Genomic DNA, 24,533 nt, shown 5'->3' on the forward strand with positions numbered 1-24,533 from the left:
TGATGTACTGCTCTATTTTATACAAATACTGATGCCGCCATCCTTTGGAAACGTCATTTTAAATCTCCTGCAGCGCGGCTATGGCAGCATCGATCATGGCAGCGCACTTCTTTACCTGCTCCATATCCTCAGGGATCAAACCGGGCATGGGTTTTCTCACGCTTCCCAGATCAAGTCCCTCACGAAGCTTTAAAATCTCCTTCATCACTGCATAAAGATTTCCATGGCAGGCGCACATGGCATAAATAATGGCATCCGCATCATACTGGATCTTTCTCGCCGCCTCATACTTTCCTTTCCTGCACAGCTCAAATATTTTTAAATACAGCTCAGGCATTACCCCGTAAGTACCGCCAATGCCTCCGTCGGCTCCCATGGCCAGGCCGGATACCAGCTGCTCATCCGGTCCGTTAAATACAACGAAATCCTTTCCGCCCTCCATCTTAAACATCTGGATATCCTGTACGGGCATGGAACTGTTTTTCACAGCAGCCACTCTTGGATTTTTGCACATTTCTCTGAACAGAGGCATGGTAAGAGCTACGCCTGCCAGCTGCGGAATGTTGTAAATCACAAAATCCGTATTGGGAGCTACGGCAGAAATGTCATTCCAATACTGAGCAATGGCATGCTCCGGTAAATGGAAATAAATGGGCGGAATAGACGCTACCGCATCCACGCCCAGGCTCTCTGCATGAGCTGCCAGCTCACAGCTGTCCTCCGTATTGTTGCAGGCCACATGGGCGATAACGGTCATCTTTCCCTTTACGGTTTCCATCACAGCTTCCAGAACTGCCTTGCGTTCCTCCTTGCTCTGGTAAATACATTCGCCGGAGGAACCGCCCACATAGACGCCCTTTACTCCTTTTTTCAACAGATGCTCTGCCAGGGCTTTGGTCCGCTCTGTGCTGATGCTTCCATCCTCCTCGTAGCAGGCATAAAATGCCGGAATAATCCCCTGATACTTTGTAATATCTCTCATAATGCTCCACCTTTCTTTCCTACCGGATATCTCCAGTATAACACTTTAATTATTTTTTTCAACAAAAATATAATGGTAAAAATTTTTTCTTTGGTCATTGTGTTTAAACCGTTCCAATGGTATGATAGGCGTAAGAAAAGGAGGAAATGCTTTATGAAAAAACATATTGTGTGCTTTGGAGACTCCAATACCCACGGATACTGCGCAGAAACCGGCGGACGCTTCTCTGAAAAGGAACGGTGGACTTGTCTTTTGCAGGAGCTTTTAGGAACGGAATATCTGGTTCTGGAGGAAGGCCTGTCCGGAAGAACCTGCTGTTTTCCCGATCCTCTCTATGAAGGGCTTAACGGCCTTGATTCCATCTATCCCTGCCTGATGAGCCACGAGCCTGTAGATCTGTTGGTCATCATGCTTGGCACCAATGATACCAAGGAACGCTTTGGCGCATCCTCTGCATGTATCGCACTTGGATTAAAACGTCTGATCGAAAAGGCCCGGTCCATTTCTGACTGTTGGAGAAACGGCCCCAATATTCTGATCGTAACACCCAAAAATATCGATCCTGAATACGCCGGTTCCAGTGTAGGAAATACAATGGGGCGGGGCTGTGCAGAAAAATCTGCCGGACTGGGTTCAGAATATGAAAAAATTGCCCTTCTTACAGGGTGCCGCTATTTTGATGCCAACACGGTTGTGACGGAAAACAATCACATCGATTTCATGCATCTCACTGCTCAGGGGCATCGGGAACTGGCAGAAGCTTTGGCAAAACAGATTCCCTGTCTGATTCCATAAACATTAAAACGCAGTAACGTACCTGTCTCCACAAATATTGTGCGAAAGGCAGATAGGTTGCTGCGTTTTTGTTCATTTACTAGCAGAGCTTTTCCAATACCGACCCTGATGTCTTTTCATTGTTCACACTGCACTGTTCAAAGTAACGGCGGTAATATTCCGTATAGATCAGATCCACCAGAAACAGCTGGCTGATCTCTGCCGAGGTAGACCCGCCCTGAAGAGGCCCCTCATTGGCTCCGGATAAAAGGGTGACATCCGAATAGGCGCTCAGAGGTGATTTCACAAAACGGGTAATACAAATAATCTTGGCGCCGGACCGCTTCGCTACCTCTGCCACATGGATGGTATCCTTGGTTGCTCCGGAATAAGAAAAAATAACCGCTGTATCCCGCTCATCCATAGTAGCCGCAGCCATGGCCTGCATATGGCTGTCCTGTATACAAAATACCTTGTTTTCAATACGCATAAACTTATTCATTGCCTTCATGGCGGTAAGCATACTGGCTCCTACGCCAAAGAAAAACACTCTTCTGGCCCGGTGGATCAGTGTGATGGCCCGGTCAATATCCTCCTCCTTTATCATGGAAAAAGTTTCATTCAGGGCATTGATATTGGTATTTAATACCTTTCTGGCCAGTTCCCCAAAGGAATCCTCCATAGAAATATTGTTCCCTGTAAACTGGTCTACCTGCTCCTGTCCCTTACTGATGCTTAAGGACAGCATCATCTTAAATTCCTGGTATCCCTTTAAATCCATAGTCTTGCAGAATCGGAACACACTGGTGTCTCCCACCTCACAGGCCTCCGCCAGATCTGTAATGGACATAAACAGAACGTCCCTTGGATTTGCCAGAATATAATCTGCCACTTTCTTTTCTGCCTTGGTAAACTGATTATATGCGGATTTGATACTCGTTATAAAATCTCCCTGCATACGATCCATTCCTCTCAATCTGTATAATTTCTTCCATTTTATCCAGTTTCTTTTGCCTTGTCCATACTTTTTCAGGCTTTTATCTGATTTTTCATTTATTGTAACTTTCCGTTTTCTTTTCTTTTTTCCTCTCTCCCCAGCCAGGCAGCTCCCAAAAGACCGGCTCTGTTTCCCAACTCGGCAGGAAGAATATTCACATCCCTGAAGCTTGGCATAATGCGCTCCATAGTACGCACTCTTACCTGCTCTGTTACATAAGGCTGGGCCATGACGCCGCCGCCTAAGATCACACAGGACGGATTAAAAATATGGATCAGCGTCTGCAGTCCGTTCACAATCTCATCGATCCACTCATCCACAGCCGCCTGCACCCCCGGCTGGTCGATAGCCGCAAATATCTTCCTCCCGTCTGTAAGCGCTGGATCAATGACCATGGCTCTGGCTGCAAGTGCTGTGGCTGAAGCGTATTTCTCATAGCAGCCGCTGAAAAACTCTCCCTCTTTCCGATCCTCAGGATGAATCAGAAGACCGCCAAATTCTCCTGCGGAAAAGGCGCAGCCATGGTACACCTTCTGATCCATCACAATCGCTCCGCCCACACCGGTGCCGTAGGTCAGACAGAGAAAATCCCTCTCTCCCCTTCCTGCGCCGAAGATTCCTTCACCCAGTGCGGCTGCATTTACATCATTTTCTACGGCTACAGGCACATGAAAACGCTCTCTCAACATGCGGCCGATCTCCATTCCCGTATAACCGGGAATGTTTTCATTGGCATAGCGTATCATTCCTCTTTGGGAATCTACCTGTCCGGCGGTGCTGATCCCAATGGCATCAAAACCATGATAGCTTTCCAGAATCTTTACAGCCTGTTCCACTACATGGGCACCTCCAAGCCGGGCATTGGTCGGAGTCTCCCTTACTTCTTTTATTTCGTCCTTTATTCCCGTCCATATCCCTGACTTAATGGCGGTTCCTCCGATATCCAGTGCTGCTGTCCCCATCGTGCTCCTCCTATCGGTTCTTCACTGCATCCATAAAACGGTTTGCAATCTCTAACGGTCTTGTGATCGCTCCGCCTACCACAATGGCAAACGCTCCCGCATCCAGCATTTTTACCGCCTGATCTGGGTAATGGATTTTCCCCTCTCCGATAACCGGAACGTCCACAGTCTTTGACAAACGGCTTACCAGCTCATAATCCGGGCCGTCCATATGAGGAGAATCTGCCGTATAGCCGCTCATGGTAGTTCCCACAATATCCATTCCCAGCTTCCAGGCATTGACTCCCTCCTCATAGTTTGATATATCTGCCATAAGAATGGCATCCGGATATTTCTGGCGCACCTCTTTTATAAACTCATTTACTGTCTTTCCGTCTCCCCGTGCGCGCAGCGTACAGTCTAACGCGATCACATCGCTTCCAACAGCGACAAGCTCATCGACCTCCTTCATGGTAGGAGTAATGTAGCTTTCAAAGCCGGGATACTGGATCTTTACCAGTCCGATAACCGGAAGTCCTGTCTCCTCCTTGATCGCAGCTACGTCCCGGATGCTGCTGGTGCGGATCGCCGGAGTCCCCGCCATCTTTGCCGCTCTCGCCATCAGGTACATCACAGATTTTTCCTCCACATACAGAGGTTCTCCCGGAATAGCCTGGCATGAGATGATCATCTGCCCCTTGATCTGCTCAAATAGTTCCTGCTTGTTCATGTATCTCCTCCTGTTCTGCAACCACCCTTACAGACATTCCCCATTTTGCCCAAAAGGTCGATGCCATGAAATATTTCTTTTATAACTATATCATAAAGAAATATTTTTTTCAATTATAAATGTGTTGAAATATTTTTTTATTACTCATTTTAAAAACAGGACTGCCCTGAGAATGGCATCTCACAGACAATCCTGTTTCCATTTCAAACGTGTTCCATCAGATATTCGGCATCTTTGCCGTTGGCATCATCAGCACCTTTCCTGTGCCGCGGTATACATTTACCAGGCCTTCGCCCGAAGCTGCGGAGCCGATCAGGCTCTTTCCGGAGCGCTCTACCGTAAAGTCCAGGCTCTTGCTCCAGGCAATGGCATAATTGCCGTCCACCTTGAGCACATCGTTCTGAAGCTCAATCTCGATCAACTCCTCTTTCGGGCATTCAGATTCGATACAGAACACTCCGTTCCCATTCAGGCTCAGGTTAAACAGTCCCTCTCCTCCGGCCACTGCAGAAGAGAAATTGGAACGCATCACTGCTTTGTGCTGCAGGGTAGATTCACAGGCTAAAAACAGACCGTCATCCAGCACCACTCCGCCGCCCCACTGGGCTGCATCCATCAGGATCAGATACTTATAGGTAGGTTCCAGCACCAAAACGCCGCTTCCCGTATACTCCGGCTTTATGGCGGATTCTCCGGTTGCCTTGCCCCGGACCGCTTTGCCGAGGAAATCTCCCACGCCCTTAATGCCGGTGGTTGCCTTTACATCTCCTAACATCCACTGCATGGCGCCTGCCTGAATGGTCACATTAGACTGATCCAGACTGCATACCAGCTGGCGCTTTCTCACATTCATCTGCGCGCAGTAATAAGCGGTTACTGCCGATCCGGGAGTCACGCTTAAGTCGCGCTGATATTCGATTACCTCAAAGGCTCCCAGCTTTGCAAGGACTTTTACATCATCATTGTCGGTGAAATTAGAAATACGGTACATAGATTTCCTCCTGTTCTCTCTGATATCGCAGCCTGCGGCAGATATCGTTTGATTTTATTTTTCCAGATTCTTCCACTTGAAGTTTGGAATCACATCAGACCACTTTTCAATTCCGATAATAGACTTGGCAAACTCTGAGGTTTCCAGAGTCGAATTTTTCTTGTCAATATCCCGGAATACCTGCCAGATCTTCTTGCGTTTCGTTGCTACGATCTTATCCGGCTGATTCATATCGCACTCCCACAGGCCGAACTTCAGTCCCTGCTTTGCCTCGCTGGGAGCATCCACCTGGCGGCTTACCGTATATGCGTCAATATATGGATTACTGTCTACAAGGTAGTAGGAGTACGCATAGGCAGCTGCCTGGATCTCAGGAATATCGCCTCTGGTGGGACTATAGGAGGTAAAGCCCTGCTCGGTCAGAATAATATGACGCACATTTCCCGAAGGAGCCTTCAGTGCCTCCTGGTTAAAGTAATCGGTAAGTACGTTCAGATTGGCAAAATTTATAACTGGTGAGTTAAAATCATTTGTAAAGAGCCCGGTAGCTTTGGGATCATCCCAGAATTCCGGCTCAATCATGGGACAGGGATACGGATGATAGGCCAGTCCCCAGTCCATCTGCCCCTGAACATTAGCAATGGAATTGAAGCTGTCTACGATCTCCTTGCCGCCGTATTTCAGTTTTCCGTCAATCTCATTCATCCAGTTGTAATCCAGTGAGAAATACACCCGGTCATTGGCATTGGTACTCTTGATGGCCGTGTAGAAAATACGGAACGCCTGCTGGTATACTTTTACATAATTTGTAAGATCCATAGAACCCATATAGTTCCACTGCTGATTATTGATCTCATTTCCAATGATCCAGTTGGAAACCTTTCCATGGTTGGAATCTTTTCCGCTGTAGTGGTCAGCCAAAAAGGCTGCAATGGCTCTGGTCTGCTCAAAACCGGCTTCGTTTGCCCCGTTGAACATATAATAAAAGGCATTGGAAGACTTCTTCGTACCCGGATAGATCAGATCCGGACGGTTGGGGTTCCAGTCATTTAAAATGATCACCGTGACGGTCATTCCCTTATTGGAAAGAGCGCTGATGGTCCTGTCATAATCATCCATGATGGCCTTGTTAAAATGATAGATCTTGCCGTCATATTCATATTCAATGCCTGTACCCATGATCTGTGAAAACGCAATATTGGTGGTTACATGCTTTACACCCAGGTCAAAGGCATCCTCCAGCATATCAATTTCGATGTTCAGTCCCTTTTTAGTCAGAGGATCCTTGAATGCTTCCGTATTTTTGGCCACTGCCTCAGGATTGGTAATGTAATGAGGCTCGCTGATGGCTTTATACTCTGTGCCGTCATAAGCAGCCAGTACAAATTTGCTGTACAGGCGGTCTGCTGTGCTTCCGAAATTTAACGGCACCTGAGCAGAGGATGATATAAGGGCGTCTGCCGAAGCAATATAATCGGTTCTTCCATCCAGACTGTTCTCATAGGTCTGCTGTTCAAATATATAGACCTTTCCATCGGTGCCGGCTGTATCGCCGCTGGTGGAAAAGGCGATTTCCACATTCTGCTTGTCTGCCGTCACCTTACAGGAACGGATCTGGCCTGTGAGCGCAATATCCTCTTTTGCTGCCTCCTGTGCAGCTTCACCTGAAGCCTGTGTTTCCTCCGCGGATACAGACCTGGAAAAAGCACCCAGGCTTACTGCTGTCACTCCAAAAAACAGCGCGGCTGCCAGAGCCATGCCTCTGCTTCTTTTAAACAGTTTATGCTTCATTTTGAGATCACCTCCAGAATTGATGTGTGTACTTACGGATGACCCGTTTTGATGTCAACCTCTATGATACATAATCTATCTTACAAATTCAATTACGATTTTATTACATTATCTTAAGTCTTACTTGTATACCTTCTTTAAAGTAAATCCCCGCCCCTGAACCTCATTGATCTGATTGATGATCATAAACGCTTCCGGATCCTCATCCAGCACCAGCTGGTTCAGCCTTGGCAGATCCCGCTTGGAAATCACAGCCAGCACCATATCCTGTTCCCGGTGAAGGTAACCGGTTTCCATGTGGAGAAGGCTGGTTCCGCAGTCCAGCCGCTGGCTGATCAGGGCATTAATCTGTTCATGGCGTCGGCTTACTATCTTCACCTGCATCTTTGTCATGCCGGCCATGAGAACCTTATCCAGCACCAGGGTATAAGTCACGATCAGAAGAATGCCGTAAAGCACTGCCTCTGCGGATGAAGTAATGAGCTGCATTGCCAGGATCACGCAGTCCAGTACATAAAGAGACAGGGATACATTGATGCCGCACTTCTTGCGCAGGATCAGACAGGGGATGTCCACACCTCCGGTAGAAGCGCCTGCCTTTATGACGATCCCGATTCCCGCTCCAATGAGAATACCGGCATAAATTACGGCTACCAGCCGTTCTTCCATGTAAAAGCCATGTATTCCCGTGCGCTCCATTACTGCCAGGGCAGCGGGATAAAACACGGTGCTTAAGGCCGTGGTAAGGGCAAATTCCTTTCCTAACTGCCACAGCCCCAGACCAAAGACCGCAATATTAAAGATACTTACAAAAAGGCTCACAGGGATTCCCCAGAGCCGGTTAAAAAACAGGCCCATGCCCGTAGTACCTCCGGTTACAAGCCCATTCGGCATGATAAACAGCACTACGGCCATGGCATAAATCGCATTTCCAAATAAAATGGCTCCCACCCGTGCGGTCATACGAAGCCATTTTTGTCTGTCATTCTTCTGTTCCATTACAAGATTCTCCCTTATTTTATTTCCTATCACCGAGGGTATCATTTTTCATGGGAGCTGTCAAGAAACTTGCACTTGACAATCTGCTTCCTGCGTTTATAATACATTTAGAACTTTTGTATCTGTTTCCTTTTTCGGATGCTGAGCCGGTGTGAGGGGGAGCGCCCTGATGCTGCGTACAAAAGGATAGCGATGGGAGTCCGTGTTTCGGATTGAGAGGATGCAATCGAGCATCGACCGCAGAGCGCATATTCTGCGCCCTATTACAGCTGTCTGGAAGTTGCCGTCGCTATGCCTGTATTCCGGGAACATAGACTTGACGCACGCAGGTGCGTTTTTTTGTACCCTGAAATGCTCCCTGCCGGCATTTCCCGCAGCAGAAAAGAGGAAGGAATCTATGAACAAAAACAAACACGCTGCAAAACTGGTCTTTCTTGCCATGATGACAGCCCTGGGAGTGGTCATTTCCCCCATTCTCCGGGTAGAGGGAATGTGTCCCATGGCACATTTTATCAATGTCACCTGTGCGGTCATGCTTGGCCCCTGGTATGCCTTTGTGTGCGCCCTTGCCATTGGCATCATCCGCATGACCTGTATGGGGATCCCGCCTTTAGCACTCACAGGAGCTATATTCGGAGCCTTTCTATCCGGTATGCTCTACCGAATGTCCCGTGGCAGGCTGGTATGGGCCTTTGCAGGGGAGGTCATCGGCACAGGCATCATCGGAGCCATACTCTCCTATCCTGTCATGACCTTTGTCTGGGGAAAAACCGGCCTTACCTGGTTCTTTTATGTGCCTTCCTTCATTGCAGGCACGCTCATTGGAGGAACCATTGCATTTCTGTTTTTAAAGCATCTGCAGAAAGCCAGACTCTTATCCATGTTCCAGGAAACTCTGGGTTCCCGGACGTATGATTCCGGAGAGGACGTGGTAAATGATGCGCTGGGAATCGCATTTTCAGGCTTTATCGGCTATCTGGCTGTGACGGTAGCTGTCCATCAGCTTGTACCTCAGGGCGGTTCTGTGATAAACAGTCTCCGCTATATAGTTCTGGTCGGCTTTCTGGCAGCCGCCCTGATATACTGGAGCATCAAACGGCCCAAAGCAGCCTGAAACGCGCATTTTCCCATTTCCATACTTACATCAAAGGAGGATCTCATCATGAATCCTATCTCCCTCTTGCATAAAGAAGCACCTTTAATTCACTGCATCACCCACCCCATTGTAGTCAATGACTGTGCAAATGCAGTTCTGGCTCTGGGCGCACGTCCTATCATGGCCGAGCATCCCGAAGAAGCAGCCTCGATTGCCCAAATAGCCCGTTCCCTTACTGTCAGCCTAGGAAATATCACCGATGCCAGGGCCGAATCCATTTTTCTGGCAGGAAATGTGCGTCCGGCTGTCATAGATCTGGTAGGCATCACCTGCAGTGATTTCCGTATGAAGCTTGCCAGACGGTTTCTGGAAGAATGCCGTCCCGCTGTGATCAAGGGAAATGTTTCCGAGATACGCGCCATTGCCGGCGCAGGCTTCCACAACCAGGGGATCGACGTAAGCCAAGAAGACGCTGTCACTAAGAATGACCCAATGGCACAGTTTCGTCTGGCCCGGCTGATGAAGGAGATTGCAGACCGCACACAGGCCGTCGTAGCTGCCAGCGGTGAGGTGGATATTATTGTATCTCCTCAGGATGATAAAGCCTATTTTCTTGAAAACGGTTCTCCATCCATGGCCCGCATCACGGGAACCGGCTGTATGCTTACCTGCATCATGGGAACCTTTATGGCAGTAGTATCCCCCCTTGAGGCAGCGGTCTGCGGAGCTGCTGTCCTGGGAATTGCCGGAGAACGGGCCGATGCTTCAAAGGGACTTGGAACATATCACATAAGCCTGTTGGATCAGCTTTCCCTGATGACAGATGAAACGCTGAAATCCGAAATCCGTCTGCATTCTGTTGATCTTTCTTCTACAGCTTCATAAAACCGGACATCATACATCCGCCTGCCGCTCCTGTACTCAGGATCTCCGGCAGGCGTTCTTCATTTACTCCGCCAATGGCATAAACAGGAACACTGCTTTCCATACAAACCTGTCTTAAGAAGTCCAGTCCTCTCCCCGGAAGCCCTTTCTTACAATCTGTCTCATAGATATTGCCTGCAAACAGATAATCTGCGCCCAGCCGGACAGCCTCTTTTACCTCTTCCACCGAGTGAATGGATGTTCCCACACACTCTGCATCCAGCGGTCTCCCTTCCCTTCTCAATATACTCATCGGAAGATGAAGCTTCCTCATGCCCAGCTGTGCGGCTGCTGCAGGAGCTGTGTTTAAAATCAGCATCTGATCCTGTTCCCGGCAGATCTGATCCACTTCCTCTGCCAGCTTCCTGTAAATCTCAGGGCTTAAGTCCTTTTCCCTGAGCACTACTGCTCTGGGTTTGACACTTACAATCTTCCGAATCTGATCCAGATAGCTCTCCCAGAGTCCCGTTCCCGGTTCAAAACAGCCATCTTCTGTCTGATCCGCCCCCTCCGGCATTCTGCAGAGCCTGTGATTGGTTACTGCTACCATACGTTCATACATAAGCTGCATTTCCCTTTCTGTATTATAAAAAGCCCCCGGAAACTCCGGGGGCCAACTCGTTTGGGCACAATATCCATTCAGATATATCATTTATCACGTTCGTACGGCCTGATGGCCTGTAACGATTTAATTACTCTACGATAGATACAACTCTACCGGAACCTACTGTACGTCCACCCTCACGGATAGCGAAACGCAGACCCTGCTCCATAGCTACTGGATGAATCAGCTCTACGGACATCTCTACGTTATCACCAGGCATACACATCTCTGTACCTGCTGGCAGCTCGCAAACGCCGGTAACGTCAGTTGTTCTGAAGTAGAACTGTGGACGGTAGTTGTTGAAGAAAGGTGTATGACGGCCACCCTCGTCCTTGGTCAGAACGTAAACCTGAGCGGTAAACTTGTTGTGGCACTTTACAGAACCTGGCTTGCACAGACACTGTCCACGCTCGATCTCTGTTCTCTGAACACCACGCAGCAGAGCACCGATGTTATCACCAGCCTCAGCGCTGTCAAGAAGCTTACGGAACATCTCGATACCAGTTACAACGGTCTTACGAACGTCCTCATGGATACCGATGATCTCAACTTCGTCGTTCAGGTTCAGAGTACCACGCTCTACTCTACCAGTAGCAACAGTACCACGGCCAGTAATGGTGAATACGTCCTCTACAGGCATAAGGAATGGCTTCTCTGTCTCACGTACAGGATCTGGAATGTAGCTGTCAACAGCCTCCATCAGCTCCATAACCTTGTCGCCCCATGGACCCATCGGATCCTCAAGAGCCTTCAGAGCAGAACCCTGGATGATAGGTGTATCATCGCCCGGGAACTCGTACTCATTTAACAGCTCACGGATCTCCATGTCAACCAGCTCAAGCAGCTCAGCGTCGTCTACCATATCGCACTTGTTCATGAATACTACGATATAAGGAACGCCTACCTGACGGGACAGAAGGATGTGCTCTCTTGTCTGAGCCATAACACCATCAGTTGCAGCTACAACCAGGATAGCGCCGTCCATCTGAGCAGCACCAGTGATCATGTTCTTAACGTAGTCAGCATGTCCTGGGCAGTCAACGTGTGCATAGTGTCTCTTCTCTGTCTGATACTCAACGTGAGAAGTAGAGATGGTGATACCACGCTCTCTCTCCTCTGGAGCCTTATCGATGTTCTCGAAATCTACCTTTGCGTTGCCTGCAACTCTCTCTGAAAGAACCTTTGTGATAGCTGCGGTCAGAGTAGTTTTGCCGTGGTCAACGTGTCCAATGGTACCGATGTTACAATGTGGTTTAGTTCTGTCAAACTTAGCTTTAGCCATTTTATAACGTCCTCCTTAATTTGCGCCCCTTTTAGGGCTGATATAGTTAGTCAGGCTATCAATCATTATATTCTATTTTACTTTGATTTACAAGCCTTTTTTACTTTTTGTGGTCAGCAAGAACCTTCTCCTGAACGTTCTTTGGAACTGGCTCATACTTCTCGAAGAACATGGAGTAGTTGCCGCGTCCCTGTGTTCTGGAACGAAGGTCTGTAGAGTAGCCGAACATCTCAGACAGCGGAACGTAAGCCTTAACCATCTTACCGCCGCCAATGTCCTCCATACCCTCGATACGTCCACGGCGTGAATTGATATCACCGATAACATCACCCATGTACTCCTCAGGCATGGTAACCTCTACCTTCATGATCGGCTCAAGCAGGATTGGATTACCCTTCTGCATAGCATCCTTGAATGCCATGGAACCTGCGATGTGGAATGCCATTTCAGAAGAGTCAACCTCATGGTAAGAACCGTCGTATACATCTGCCCAAACGCCCAGTACAGGGAATCCGCCCAGAACACCAGTCTTAGCTGCTTCCTCAATACCTGCGCCGACTGCCGGGATGTACTCCTTAGGAATAGCACCGCCAACAACGGATGAAGTAAACTTGAAGGTCTCTTCTGCGTTTGCTTCCATTGGTGTGAAGTGAACCTTACAGTGACCGTACTGTCCACGACCACCAGACTGCTTTGCATACTTGCTGTCAACGTCAACGGCCTTGGTAAAGGTCTCCTTGTAAGCAACCTGAGGAGCGCCTACGTTAGCCTCTACGTTGAACTCACGCAGCAGACGGTCTACGATAATATCCAGATGAAGCTCGCCCATACCGGAGATAATGGTCTGGCCGGTCTCTTCGTCTGTACGAACCTTGAAAGTAGGATCTTCTTCTGCCAGCTTGACTAAAGCGTCGCCCATCTTGTCCTGGCTTGCCTTTGTCTTTGGCTCGATCGCGATATCGATAACCGGCTCTGGGAACTCCATAGACTCCAGGATAACAGGGTTCTTCTCATCACAGATGGTATCGCCTGTACCGGTTGTCTTAAAGCCTACTGCTGCAGCGATATCGCCGGAGTAAACCTTATCAAGTTCATTTCTCTTATTAGCATGCATCTGAAGGATACGTCCTACACGCTCCTTCTTGCCCTTTGTAGCATTCAGTACGTAAGAACCGGAGTTCAAAGTACCGGAATATACACGGAAGAATGCAAGCTTGCCCACGAATGGGTCAGTCATAATCTTGAATGCAAGCGCTGCGAACGGCTCTTCATCAGAAGAATGACGAACAATCTCATTTCCGTCCAGGTCAACACCCTTGATCGCAGGGATGTCTAATGGAGATGGCATGAATTCGATAATAGCATCCAGAAGCTTCTGAACGCCCTTGTTTCTGTAAGCGGTACCGCAGCATACAGGAACTGCTGTACACTCGCAGGTAGCCTTTCTTAATACCTTCTTCAGCTCATCATTGGAAGGCTCCTCGCCCTCAAGATACATCATCATCAGGTCATCGTCCAGCTCGCAGATTTTCTCTACTAGCTCGGTACGGTATAACTCTGCATCGTCCTGCATATCTTCAGGAATGTCAACGATAGAAATGTCATCGCCCTTATCATCATTATAGATGTAGGCCTTCATCTCAAACAGATCGACGATTCCCTTGAAATCCTCTTCCTTGCCGATTGGCAGCTGAATGCAGATAGCGTTCTTGCCCAGACGGGTCTTGATCTGCTCTACAGCGCCGTAGAAGTTTGCACCCAGGATATCCATCTTGTTAATGAATGCCATACGGGGTACATTGTAAGTGTCAGCCTGACGCCATACGTTCTCAGACTGTGGCTCAACGCCGCCCTTTGCACAGAACACACCTACAGCGCCATCCAATACACGCAGGGAACGCTCAACCTCAACAGTGAAGTCTACGTGTCCAGGTGTATCGATGATGTTGATACGGTGCTCTAATGCGCCTGGCTTCGGCTTGCAGTTTTCCTGCAGAGTCCAGTGGCAGGTTGTAGCAGCGGAAGTAATGGTAATACCTCTTTCCTGCTCCTGAGCCATCCAGTCCATGGTAGCAGTACCTTCGTGAGTATCACCGATCTTATAATTTACACCAGTGTAATACAGAATACGCTCGGTTGTGGTAGTCTTACCAGCATCGATATGAGCCATGATTCCGATATTTCTGGTTCTTTCCAACGGATATTCTCTTCCAGCCAAGGGATTTTCCTCCTTAATTTAACGAAAAAAGCCGGTCTGCAATTAGAAACGGTAGTGAGCAAACGCCTTGTTTGCCTCTGCCATCTTGTGCATATCCTCTTTCTTCTTTACAGATGCGCCGGTGTTGTTGGCTGCGTCCATAATCTCATTTGCCAGTCTCTCTTCCTGAGTCTTCTCGCCTCTCTTACGGGAGTACAGAGTGATCCAGCGCAGAGCCAGAGCCTGTCTTCTCTCAGGCTTAACCTCGATGGGCACCTGATAGGTAGCGCCGCCGATACGCTTTGCCTTAACCTCAAGTACAGGCATAATGTTGTTCATTGCTTCTTCAAATACTTCGATTGCATCCTTACCGGTGCTTTCAGCTACACGATTGAATGCGCCGTATACGATTTTCTGTGCAACACCCTTCTTGCCGTCTAACATGATATTGTTGATCAGCTTTGTCACAACCTTATTGTTGTAGATCGGGTCTGCCAGAACGTCTCTTTTCTGAGTATGTCCTTTACGTGGCACGTTACTTCCCTCCTTAATATGCTGCCTTTTATCTGAAATGATACAGGCAGTTTCCATTAACTCAACGGTACTCACATGTTTCCATAAAATGTGTTCGTGCTCGGTCTATATATTTCCTGCAACCACAGGTACAATATCACGGATCCGGCACTAACAAATGCGGAAATATCTTCCGCCGTCACTTTACTGCTGTTAGTGGTACTAATCTGGTTTGTTCCAAACTGCTTTGAAATTACTTCTTGTCTTTCGGTCTCTTAGCGCCGTACTTGGAACGAGCCTGCTTTCTGTTTGCTACGCCTGCTGTATCCAGTGTACCTCTAACGATGTGGTATCTGGTACCTGGCAGGTCCTTAACTCTTCCTCCACGGATCAGAACAACGCTGTGCTCCTGAAGGTTGTGTCCCTCTCCTGGGATGTAGCTTGTTACTTCGATACCATTGGAAAGACGTACTCTGGCGATCTTTCTAAGTGCAGAGTTAGGCTTCTTAGGGGTAGCAGTCTTAACAGCGGTACATACGCCGCGCTTCTGTGGTGCAGATACGTCTGTTGCCTTCTTCTGTAAAGAGTTGTAACCCTTCTGCAGAGCTGGTGCAGTAGACTTCTTTGCGCTGCTCTGTCTTCCCTTTCTAACTAACTGGTTAAATGTTGGCATCCTTTTCACCTCCTGTGATATTGACTGTTGGTTGCTGTGTCTTTCAGCTTTTGTGCACCAAAACATAAGTGTTTTGAACACACTTTTTCATTATAGCATAAGGCGTAAATCTGTCAAGTATTTTTTGAGGGTGCTCTTTTGCATTTTTCTATAAAACATTTACGCAATTTTTATTGCATCATCTGGTATTTTCATGGATAATCAAATATACGCAGCCCCTGCCCCGTTTTTCATTTCTTTGTCTGCGTATTCTATCTTTGGGAGGATTACTATGAAATTCGAGGAACATAAAATCGTTCAGCAGGTCATGCGCTCCAGGCAGGATCCTGAGGCAGCGGATCAGCTGATCCGATCCTATATGCCATTTATCAAAGCAGAAACCGCACGCTTTATCCACCGTCCTCCGGTTGAGGGACGGGATGATGAGCTGTCTGTGGCCATGTTTGCTTTTTATGAAACAATGACGGTTTATAATCCGGACAGAGGTCCTTTTCTGCCTCTTGCAGCAGCCGGAATCCGAAACCGCCTGATCGACTATTTCCGGAAGGAGCAAAAGCACAGTGGGCAGCTCTCCTTAGACCAGCCTGCGGAGGAGGACGGCTGCACTCTTTTGGAAAAAACCGATCCGGGAGTTGATGATATTTCCGATTATCAGGATCTGGCTGCCGCTCAGTCAGAAATCGAAACATTTTCCGCAGAGCTTGCAGGTTTTGGACTTTCGCTCACTGATGTGGCAGACAGCTGCCCCCGCCAGGAGCGCACCCTGGACGCCTGCATGAAGGTTCTGGATTATGCAAAAAAACATCCGGAGCTTCTGGAACAGATGATCCGCAGCCGTAAACTCCCCTTAAGCCGGCTGGTTCTGGGCTCAGGGGCAGAAAAAAAGACGCTGGAACGTCACCGGAAATATCTCATTGCCATTCTTCTTGCTTTTACAAACGGATTTGAAATCATACGCGGTCATCTCTCACAGATGAAAAAAGGAGGCGCAGCAGAATGAAATATCTGATCATGGAATGTCATATGGCTTATGCAGTGGTGCTGGATGAGGACGGGCGTTTTCTGAAGGCCGCCAATATGGATTATGAGGTAGGACAGACGGTAGATACCATTATGGAAATCGTAGAACCCGGAGCCGCCTTTTCGGAAGCGGACTGCCAGTCTGATTCTTTTTACGATACAGTATTTGAGGAAGCGGTGGAAGTACAGCCTGCCGTCCGAAGGATCAGCCGCCTTTCCCGCTGGTTAAAGTCTGCTCTTCCCGCAGCCGCAGCCCTTTGCCTTCTGCTGTCTGGAGGCCACTATTTTATTATGAGCCCTTACGGAACAGTACGGCTGTCCATCAACCCGGAAGTAGAACTGTCTGTAAACCGGCTGGATTATGTGCTTTCATTATCCGGCATCAACCGGGATGGAGAGGACTTGATCCGGGGATATGACTATAAAAGGAAGAAAGTCGAAGAAGCTGCGGCAGATCTGGCCGAGCGGGCCATAGATATGGACTATCTGGCTCCAGGCGGGACGATCTATGTAGGCGTTTCCTCTGCTCATGAGGACTGGGTGGATGAGATGAAAAGAGATCTCACCTGGGAGCTTGACGGTCGCCTTGGATCGGATATCCATATAAGTGCTGATCCCAAACCTGATGAGAGTCCGGAATCTGGTACGGCGCGTGAAGCCGAAACCGCATTTCCTGCTGCTCCCCCCGTTTCCGAAACAGTGCCTGCCGCTGTGCAGACTGCCCCGGCGGCACATCAAACTGTCCCGACAGCCCACCCGAATGATAATTGGAATGAGGATTCAGATGAACAGCGGGATGAGGATTGGGATGATACCACCAATCATGGCTCAGACGATAATCAGGAGGACGACTGGGATGACGCAGCAGATGATGACAGCAATGATTAAAATCGACCTGATATCAGGGACATATTAAACTTTTAAAAAATTATATTTTTTCATTTCGACCCCGTTTTTTTCAAATGCACTCCGTATTCTGTCTATGTAAAGAAAAAACAATCCAAGCACAGGTGATAGATCAAGGAGGAAACTATAATGAGAAAGATGAACCTGAAAAAATCTATGATGGCAGCAGTTGTTGCAGCAATGGCACTTGTAACTGTAATCGGCAGCACGATTACCGCATCAGCATCCCCCAGAACTGCCAAAAAGATAATCGGCATTGAGCAGGCAAAGGAAGCCGCTTTAAAGGCTATGAAAATTAAAGAAGCGGATGCTGTGTTCACAGAACAGGAATGCGAACTGGACGACGGCGTATATGAGCTGGAATTCACTGCCGGAAAGTTTGAGTATGATGTGGAAGTAAACGCTTATACCGGTAAAGTGATCAAGGCTGATTACGAAAACAACCGTGACTGGGATAATCTGCGGGATGACTGTTGGGATGACGACCGCGATAACAGCTGGGATGATGACGACCGCTGGGATGACGACAGATTCGACGATGACGACAGATTCGACGATGATGATGACCACTGGGACGACTAATCCATTCTCTGTAAGACAGTGACCATCCCCGGCTCAAAGCCGCATGGCAAATGCTGACGCAGAAGCCTGCGGCTTTTTTCATGTGTTCCCACTTTCTTAAATTTTTTCTGTTTCTATGAAACTTTTATATGCTTCCGTTCGTCTAATTTATATTATATGAGGTGCAGAAGCCATTTGCATCCTAAACTTAAATATGATTTAGACAGGATGGACTACTAATGATATTTTCCAGCTTTGACTTTTTATTTCGTTTTCTTCCTTTATTTCTGATTCTTTATTTCATATGTCCGGAGAAATGGCGGAATCAGTGCCTTTTTGCCGGAAGCCTGATCTTCTATTTTTATGGAGCCAGACACTCCCCTCTTTATTTTGTCCTGTTTCTTCTTTCAATACCTGTAAACTTTTTCATCGGACAGCTTATTGGAAGAAAACGGGATGCAAAAGAACGCAGCTTCTGGCTGAATGCCGGGATCTTCTATAACCTGTTCTGGCTGATCCTTTTTAAATACAGCACATTTATAACGGAAAACTTAAACCTGCTCCTATCATATACAAAAACAGGTCTGCAGTTTCCCGTCATCCGCCTGTCCCTCCCCCTTGGAATCAGCTTTTACACCTTTCAGGCCATCGCCTATCTGGCCGATGTATATAGGAAGGAGATCCGCAGTGAACATTCCCTCCTTCGCTTCTGTACCTGGTTTTCCATGTTTACCCAGGTAACCTCCGGCCCCATTACCCGTTATCAGGAAATCCGCTCTCAGCTGATCCGGCGCCGTTTTTCCATGGACCGTCTGGAAACCGGTCTTAGAGAGTTTACTATTGGCTTAAGCCTTAAGGTGCTGCTTGCCAATCAGCTCGGCAGGCTGTGGAGCCAGGTCGGAGCCATTGGATACGAAAGCATCTCCACGCCGCTTGCCTGGATGGGAATTATTGCATTCAGCCTTCAGCTTTACTTTGACTTTTACGGCTACTCCCTCATGGCCCAGGGAATCGGCTGGATCCTGGGATTTCAGATTCCCAGAAACTTTGCCTATCCCTACCAGTCTCTGACAATGACGGAGTTCTGGCGTCGGTGGCATATAACCCTTGGAAAATGGTTCCGCGACTATGTATATATTCCTCTTGGTGGCAATCAAAAAGGCTTTGTCATTATGGTGCGCAATCTACTGACCGTGTGGCTTCTGACTGGTTTCTGGCATGGCGCTGACTGGAATTTTCTTCTCTGGGGTCTTCTGCTTTTTGCTCTGATCTCTATTGAAAAAATGGGACTGGGACGTATCTTAAACCGTTTTCCAGCCGCGGGGCACCTGTATATGGCTCTTGTGATTCCTTTAAACTGGCTGGTCTTTGCCATTTCACAGCCGCCACAGATCCTTATTTATTTACAGAGGCTCTTTCCGTTTTTCACAGCCCCCGGAACCTACACCTGGTTTGAGGGAGACTATCTGAAATACGGCCGCATCTATGGGTTGTCTCTTCTTGCAGGCCTGATTTTTATGACCGATCTGCCAAGGCGGATCTACAGCCGGCACCGCCGCAGTTTTCTGACTGCCGTTATACTTATAGTTCTGTTCTGGCTCTGTGTTTACTGTATTAAAATGGGAATGGATGACCCGTTTTTATACTTCCGGTTCTAAGGAAAGTTCTAAGAAACAGATAGAAAGAGAAATTGTGTGAATAAAATGAAAAAATACTGGTATACTATGATGCTTATTGGAAGTTTGATTGCCGTAAAAGGAAGTTCCCTTATTCCCCGGATATGGGAACTAGAAACGTTTTCAGGTGAACATAAAATCGAGCGGCTGGCAGAAACTGAGGATAAACAGCCATCTAACATCCCCCTATCCTCTGATTCCATTTCCGAAAGTGCTGCCTCCAAAGGCAGCACCGAAACTCCTACAGCAAAGTTCCCCGCTCCAGAGTCCTCCCCTGCGGAGCCGCCCACTGACGGGTCTGCCCCTGAAGCTCCCCCTGTCACAGAGTCCTCCACAGAAGCGCCTCCGGCGGAGACTTTGCCGCCTGCTGACACCTCTGTTCCCGTTGACCTAAGCACCTCCCTTTTTATCGGAGATTCACGGACAGAAGGCTTAAAGGAATACGGAGGTCTGGAAGAAGCAGAGTTTTTTGCCAATTCCGGCATGAGCAGCTTTAACCTTCTCTCAACCAATCTTACCGTAAAGGATGGAAGCAAAAAAACACTGGAAGAACTTCTCTCCCAACACAGCTATGAGCGGATTTACCTCATGCTGGGCATCAATGAACTGGGATACCCTCCTTCCTCCGTAACAAAGAAGTACGCCTCTATCGTAGACTGGATCCACCAGCTTCAGCCCCAGGCCAGAATCATTCTGGAGGCTAATCTCCATGTAACAAAAAAGAAGTCCGATTCCGACCCGGTCTATGGAAATGGAAAAATTGATTCTTTAAATCAAGCTATTTACCAGATGGCTGTAGAAAAAGGCTGCGGCTATATAGATGTAAACAGTCTTTTTGACGACGGCCAGGGAAACCTTGATTCCAAATATTCTGTAGACAATGCCCACATTATGGGAAAGTATTATACGGTCTGGGCCGAATGGCTCAAAACACAAAATGCATAAAAAACACCGGATGGCCAGTTTTCCCTGTCCGTCCGGTGTTTTTATGATTCAATCTGTCATTCAGACCTGTATTTTATTCTTCTGCATCCTCAGAGCTTTCTTCTTCCTCTGCATCCTCGTCCTCGATTACAGTATCGTCCAGATCCAGAACCTCTTCTGCTACATTATCTTCTGTAAGCTCGCTGCTTTCCTCAGCTGTCAGCTCTTCCTCTTCAGAAAGAAGGATCTCTTCCTCAGCTGCCGCTGCGATCTTATCATCCGTATCCAGCTTTACAGTTCTGTAGCGCTTCATACCGGTACCTGCCGGGATTGGCTTACCGATAATAACATTCTCCTTCAGACCAATCAGGTGATCTACCTTACCGTTGATAGCGGCCTCGGTCAGAACCTTGGTGGTCTCCTGGAAGGATGCGGCTGACAGGAAGGAATCTGTAGCAAGAGATGCCTTTGTAATACCCAGCATAACCTGCTTGCCCTCTGCGGGACGCTTGCCCTCTGCGATCAGAGCCTCATTCATCTCATTGAAATCCAGAACATCCATGGATACGCCCGGCAGTACATCACTGTCGCCGCTTTCCTCGATGCGGATCTTCTTTAACATCTGATGAACGATCATTTCAACGTGCTTATCGTTGATTTCTACACCCTGAAGACGGTATACACGCTGTACTTCCTGGATCATGTAATCCTGTACGGCACGAACGCCCTTGATCTTTAAGATATCGTGAGGATTTACGCTACCTTCGGTCAGCTCATCACCGGCCTCAAGAACCTGTCCGTCCATAACCTTGATTCTGGAACCGTAAGGAATCAGATAGGTCTTGGAATTTCCGGTTTCATTGTCAGTAACTGTGATCTCACGCTTCTTCTTTGTATCCTTGATAGTTACAACGCCGCCAAACTCAGTGATAATGGCAAGACCCTTTGGCTTACGGGCCTCAAAAAGCTCCTCAACTCGAGGAAGACCCTGTGTAATATCGCCGCCGGCAACGCCGCCCGTATGGAAAGTACGCATGGTAAGCTGTGTACCGGGCTCACCGATGGACTGTGCCGCGATGATTCCGACTGCCTCACCAACCTGTACCGGCTGGCCGGTTGCCATGTTGGCTCCGTAGCACTTGGCGCACACACCGATATGGGACTTACAGCTTAATACGGTACGGATCTTCACAGACTTGCGTCCCTGCTTATCCAATACCTTCATAACAGCTGCAGCACGCTTAGGCGTACACATATGGTTTGCCTTCATTACCAGCTCTCCCGTATCGGGATCAACGATATCTTCGGCAATATAACGGCCTGTAATTCTCTCCTGCAGATCCTCGATTACTTCATTTCCGTCTGTGAATGCCTTAATCTCCATAAATGGAATATCCTTGCCCTCACAGCAGTCTACCTCACGGATGATCAGATCCTGAGATACGTCTACCAGACGTCTGGTCAGGTAACCGGAGTCAGCCGTACGAAGAGCCGTATCAGACAGACCCTTACGTGCACCATGAGCGGAAATGAAGTACTCCAGTACGTCAAGACCTTCACGGAAGTTAGACTTGATAGGAAGTTCGATGGTGTGACCAGTTGTATCGGCCATCAGTCCTCGCATACCTGCCAGCTGCTTGATCTGCTTATCAGATCCTCGCGCACCGGAGTCAGCCATCATGAAAATGTTGTTGTACTTATCCAGTCCGGTCAGCAGATCGTGGGTCAGCTGATCATCGGTGGTCTTCCAGGTTTCGATTACTTCTTTATAGCGCTCCTCCTCGGTGATCAGACCGCGGCGGTAGTTCTTTGCAATGTGGTCTACAGTAGCCTGTGCATTTGCGATCAGTTCCGGTTTGCTTGCAGGCACGGTCATATCGGAAACGGATACGGTCATGGCTGCTCTGGTAGAGAACTTGTAGCCGATTGCCTTGATGTCATCCAGAGTAACGGCCGTCTGGGTAGCGCCGTGTACGTTGATAACCTTCTCAAGGATCTGCTTTAACTGCTTTTTAGCTACCAGGAAGTCAACCTCCAGCTTTAACTCATTTTCAGGAATGGAACGGTCTACAAAGCCAAGATCCTGAGGAATGATCTCGTTGAAGATCAGACGGCCGATGGTAGACTCGATAATACCAGTTTTTACCGTGCCGTCAGGCAGAGTCTTTGATACTCTTACCTTTACCCTGGAGTGCAGAGTAGCTTCATGGTTTTCATAAGCCAGAATTGCCTCATTTACACTCTTGAAAATCATTCCCTCGCCCTTTGCACCGGGACGCTCCTGGGTCAGGTAGTAAATACCGAGAACCATATCCTGAGACGGAACAGCCACAGGGCCGCCGTCAGAAGGCTTTAACAGGTTGTTCGGGCTTAAAAGCAGGAAGCGGCACTCAGCCTGTGCTTCTACAGACAGAGGAAGATGAACTGCCATCTGGTCGCCGTCGAAGTCAGCGTTGAACGCGGTACAAACAAGAGGATGAAGCTTAATGGCCTTACCTTCTACCAGGATCGGTTCAAAAGCCTGGATACCCAGCCTGTGCAGCGTAGGAGCACGGTTCAGCATAACAGGATGCTCTTTAATTACATCCTCCAGTACATCCCAAACCTCCGTCTGGAGCTTCTCCACCATCTTCTTTGCGTTCTTGATATTGTGAGCGGTGCCATTGGATACAAGCTCCTTCATAACGAAAGGCTTAAACAGCTCAATAGCCATTTCCTTTGGCAGACCACACTGATAAATCTTTAATTCAGGGCCTACTACGATAACGGAACGTCCGGAGTAGTCAACACGCTTACCTAACAGGTTCTGACGGAAGCGTCCCTGCTTACCCTTTAACATATCAGAAAGGGACTTAAGCGCACGATTTCCAGGTCCTGTTACAGGGCGGCCCCGGCGGCCATTGTCGATCAAGGCGTCTACTGCCTCCTGGAGCATACGCTTCTCGTTGCGGACGATGATATCCGGAGCGCCCAGTTCCAGAAGTCTGGCAAGACGGTTGTTACGGTTGATGATCCTTCTGTACAGGTCATTTAAGTCAGAGGTAGCAAAACGTCCGCCATCCAGCTGTACCATAGGACGTATATCCGGCGGAATCACGGGGATTACGTCCATGATCATCCACTCTGGACGGTTTCCAGAGTTTAAAAATGCCTCTACCACTTCCAGGCGCTTAATGATTCTTGCGCGCTTCTGTCCGGTAGCGTCTACCAGCTGCTTTCTTAAATCAGCTGAATCCTTCTCCAGATCAATGGACATCAGAAGCTCCTGAATCGCCTCAGCACCCATTCCCACACGGAAGGCAGTTGAGCCGCCGTACTTCTCTACTTCCTCACGGTACTCCTTCTCAGACAGAACCTGCTTATACTGAAGGCTGGTAACACCTGGATCCAGTACAACATAGGAAGCAAAGTAGAGCACCTTCTCCAGGGTTCTGGGGGAAATATCCAGAATCAGTCCCATACGGCTGGGAATTCCCTTAAAGTACCAGATATGGGAAACAGGAGCTGCAAGCTCGATACGTCCCATACGCTCTCTTCTTACACTGGCCTTTGTCACCTCAACGCCGCAGCGGTCGCAGATCACGCCCTTATAGCGGATCTTCTTGTACTTGCCGCAGTGGCACTCCCAGTCCTTGCTTGGACCAAAAATCCTCTCGCAGAACAGACCGTCCTTCTCCGGCTTTAAAGTTCTATAGTTGATGGTCTCTGGCTTCTTTACAACGCCGTGCTCCCACCACTCTCTCCACTCTCTGGAGGGAGCGCCTGAAGGCTCAGGCATACGGTTGCGCATGGCACCCTGCTCCCACCATTCTCTCCACTGCTTGCTGGGCTTGTCAGCAGGTTCAGGTGTCCTGTGGGTCCAGGATCTAATCTTTTCAGGGGAAGCCAGACCAATCTTAATGGCATCAAATGTCATTGGATGATAAGTTTCATTTGTTTCCGGCATGAGCTC

At 48.4% G+C, this 24,533-nt stretch carries 21 protein-coding genes; 8 read left to right on the forward strand and 13 right to left on the reverse strand.

The features are described from left to right. Positions 1-58 precede the first annotated feature (58 nt). A complete protein-coding gene (locus tag WKT10_RS01070; RefSeq protein ID WP_340274868.1) occupies positions 59-982 on the reverse strand; it encodes a dihydrodipicolinate synthase family protein in 924 nt (307 codons plus the stop codon). A 153-nt stretch (positions 983-1,135) separates the two neighbouring features. Between WKT10_RS01070 and WKT10_RS01075 the strand changes: the two genes are divergently transcribed. After that, positions 1,136-1,777 carry a GDSL-type esterase/lipase family protein gene (locus WKT10_RS01075; RefSeq protein ID WP_296036262.1) on the forward strand — a complete coding sequence of 214 codons (642 nt, stop codon included), beginning with the start codon at positions 1,136-1,138 and terminating at the stop codon, positions 1,775-1,777. Positions 1,778-1,856: 79 nt separating this feature from the next. Here the strand turns inward: WKT10_RS01075 and WKT10_RS01080 are convergent, their stop codons facing one another. From WKT10_RS01080 to WKT10_RS01105, 6 genes are all read right to left on the reverse strand, one after another. Next, positions 1,857-2,714: a MurR/RpiR family transcriptional regulator gene (locus WKT10_RS01080; protein ID WP_066544647.1), complete on the reverse strand. Its 858-nt coding sequence runs from the start codon at positions 2,712-2,714 to the stop codon at positions 1,857-1,859. A 95-nt stretch (positions 2,715-2,809) separates the two neighbouring features. Further along, the gene (locus WKT10_RS01085; protein ID WP_066544650.1) at positions 2,810-3,715 is read right to left on the reverse strand and encodes an ROK family protein; all 906 of its coding nucleotides are present in this window, start codon (positions 3,713-3,715) and stop codon (positions 2,810-2,812) included. A 10-nt stretch (positions 3,716-3,725) separates the two neighbouring features. Next, positions 3,726-4,424 (reverse strand): N-acetylmannosamine-6-phosphate 2-epimerase, encoded by a 699-nt coding sequence (locus tag WKT10_RS01090; RefSeq protein WP_337434268.1) that lies wholly within the window; start codon positions 4,422-4,424, stop codon positions 3,726-3,728. A gap of 217 nt (positions 4,425-4,641) precedes the next feature. Further along, positions 4,642-5,415: an AIM24 family protein gene (locus WKT10_RS01095; RefSeq protein ID WP_066544655.1), complete on the reverse strand. Its 774-nt coding sequence runs from the start codon at positions 5,413-5,415 to the stop codon at positions 4,642-4,644. A gap of 54 nt (positions 5,416-5,469) precedes the next feature. Next, positions 5,470-7,206 carry a DUF5722 domain-containing protein gene (locus WKT10_RS01100; RefSeq protein WP_340274873.1) on the reverse strand — a complete coding sequence of 579 codons (1,737 nt, stop codon included), beginning with the start codon at positions 7,204-7,206 and terminating at the stop codon, positions 5,470-5,472. A 120-nt stretch (positions 7,207-7,326) separates the two neighbouring features. Continuing rightward, complete coding sequence (locus WKT10_RS01105; RefSeq protein ID WP_066544659.1) at positions 7,327-8,205, reverse strand: YitT family protein; 879 nt, start codon at positions 8,203-8,205, stop codon at positions 7,327-7,329. A 397-nt stretch (positions 8,206-8,602) separates the two neighbouring features. Between WKT10_RS01105 and thiW the strand changes: the two genes are divergently transcribed. Together thiW and thiM are read left to right on the forward strand one after the other, a co-directional pair. Continuing rightward, complete coding sequence (gene thiW / locus WKT10_RS01110; protein ID WP_066544660.1) at positions 8,603-9,319, forward strand: energy coupling factor transporter S component ThiW; 717 nt, start codon at positions 8,603-8,605, stop codon at positions 9,317-9,319. Between the two features lie 48 nt (positions 9,320-9,367). Then, positions 9,368-10,186, forward strand: coding sequence for a hydroxyethylthiazole kinase (thiM, locus tag WKT10_RS01115; RefSeq protein ID WP_340274878.1), 819 nt, complete (start codon positions 9,368-9,370; stop codon positions 10,184-10,186). On the opposite strand, the gene WKT10_RS01120 is transcribed toward thiM, so the two are convergent. The 5 genes from WKT10_RS01120 to rpsL all read right to left on the reverse strand — a co-directional run bounded on the left by WKT10_RS01120 (position 10,173) and on the right by rpsL (position 15,494). Further along, positions 10,173-10,787 (reverse strand): thiamine phosphate synthase, encoded by a 615-nt coding sequence (locus tag WKT10_RS01120; protein ID WP_340274880.1) that lies wholly within the window; start codon positions 10,785-10,787, stop codon positions 10,173-10,175. The genes thiM and WKT10_RS01120 overlap by 14 nt on opposite strands. A gap of 130 nt (positions 10,788-10,917) precedes the next feature. Next, positions 10,918-12,111, reverse strand: a complete 1,194-nt coding sequence (gene tuf, locus WKT10_RS01125) for an elongation factor Tu (RefSeq protein WP_340274882.1) — start codon at positions 12,109-12,111, stop codon at positions 10,918-10,920. 100 nt (positions 12,112-12,211) lie between these two features. Continuing rightward, on the reverse strand, positions 12,212-14,329 hold the full coding sequence (gene fusA / locus WKT10_RS01130; protein WP_066544667.1) for an elongation factor G: 2,118 nt from the start codon (positions 14,327-14,329) through the stop codon (positions 12,212-12,214). A 42-nt stretch (positions 14,330-14,371) separates the two neighbouring features. After that, entirely contained in the window at positions 14,372-14,842 is a 471-nt protein-coding gene (gene rpsG / locus WKT10_RS01135) for a 30S ribosomal protein S7 (protein ID WP_176255006.1), read from the reverse strand. 232 nt (positions 14,843-15,074) lie between these two features. Then, a complete protein-coding gene (gene rpsL / locus WKT10_RS01140) occupies positions 15,075-15,494 on the reverse strand; it encodes a 30S ribosomal protein S12 (RefSeq protein WP_066544671.1) in 420 nt (139 codons plus the stop codon). 271 nt (positions 15,495-15,765) lie between these two features. Here rpsL and WKT10_RS01145 point away from each other — a divergent pair, with 271 nt between their 5' ends. The 5 genes from WKT10_RS01145 to WKT10_RS01165 all read left to right on the forward strand — a co-directional run bounded on the left by WKT10_RS01145 (position 15,766) and on the right by WKT10_RS01165 (position 20,602). Continuing rightward, positions 15,766-16,494: an RNA polymerase subunit sigma gene (locus WKT10_RS01145; RefSeq protein WP_340274887.1), complete on the forward strand. Its 729-nt coding sequence runs from the start codon at positions 15,766-15,768 to the stop codon at positions 16,492-16,494. Continuing rightward, on the forward strand, positions 16,491-17,402 hold the full coding sequence (locus WKT10_RS01150; protein WP_340274889.1) for an anti-sigma-I factor RsgI family protein: 912 nt from the start codon (positions 16,491-16,493) through the stop codon (positions 17,400-17,402). The genes WKT10_RS01145 and WKT10_RS01150 overlap by 4 nt, the downstream gene beginning before the upstream one ends. Before the next feature lie 147 nt (positions 17,403-17,549). Further along, positions 17,550-18,002, forward strand: a complete 453-nt coding sequence (locus WKT10_RS01155; RefSeq protein ID WP_340274891.1) for a PepSY domain-containing protein — start codon at positions 17,550-17,552, stop codon at positions 18,000-18,002. Positions 18,003-18,220: 218 nt separating this feature from the next. Further along, positions 18,221-19,639 (forward strand): MBOAT family O-acyltransferase, encoded by a 1,419-nt coding sequence (locus WKT10_RS01160; protein ID WP_340274893.1) that lies wholly within the window; start codon positions 18,221-18,223, stop codon positions 19,637-19,639. A 45-nt stretch (positions 19,640-19,684) separates the two neighbouring features. Next, complete coding sequence (locus WKT10_RS01165; protein ID WP_340275173.1) at positions 19,685-20,602, forward strand: GDSL-type esterase/lipase family protein; 918 nt, start codon at positions 19,685-19,687, stop codon at positions 20,600-20,602. Between the two features lie 73 nt (positions 20,603-20,675). On the opposite strand, the gene rpoC is transcribed toward WKT10_RS01165, so the two are convergent. Next, positions 20,676-24,527, reverse strand: a complete 3,852-nt coding sequence (rpoC, locus tag WKT10_RS01170; protein WP_417045837.1) for a DNA-directed RNA polymerase subunit beta' — start codon at positions 24,525-24,527, stop codon at positions 20,676-20,678. Positions 24,528-24,533 lie beyond the last annotated feature (6 nt).

The sequence above is a fragment of the Enterocloster sp. HCN-30185 genome, from assembly GCF_037890305.1.
In the GTDB taxonomy this organism is placed as follows: domain Bacteria; phylum Bacillota; class Clostridia; order Lachnospirales; family Lachnospiraceae; genus Enterocloster.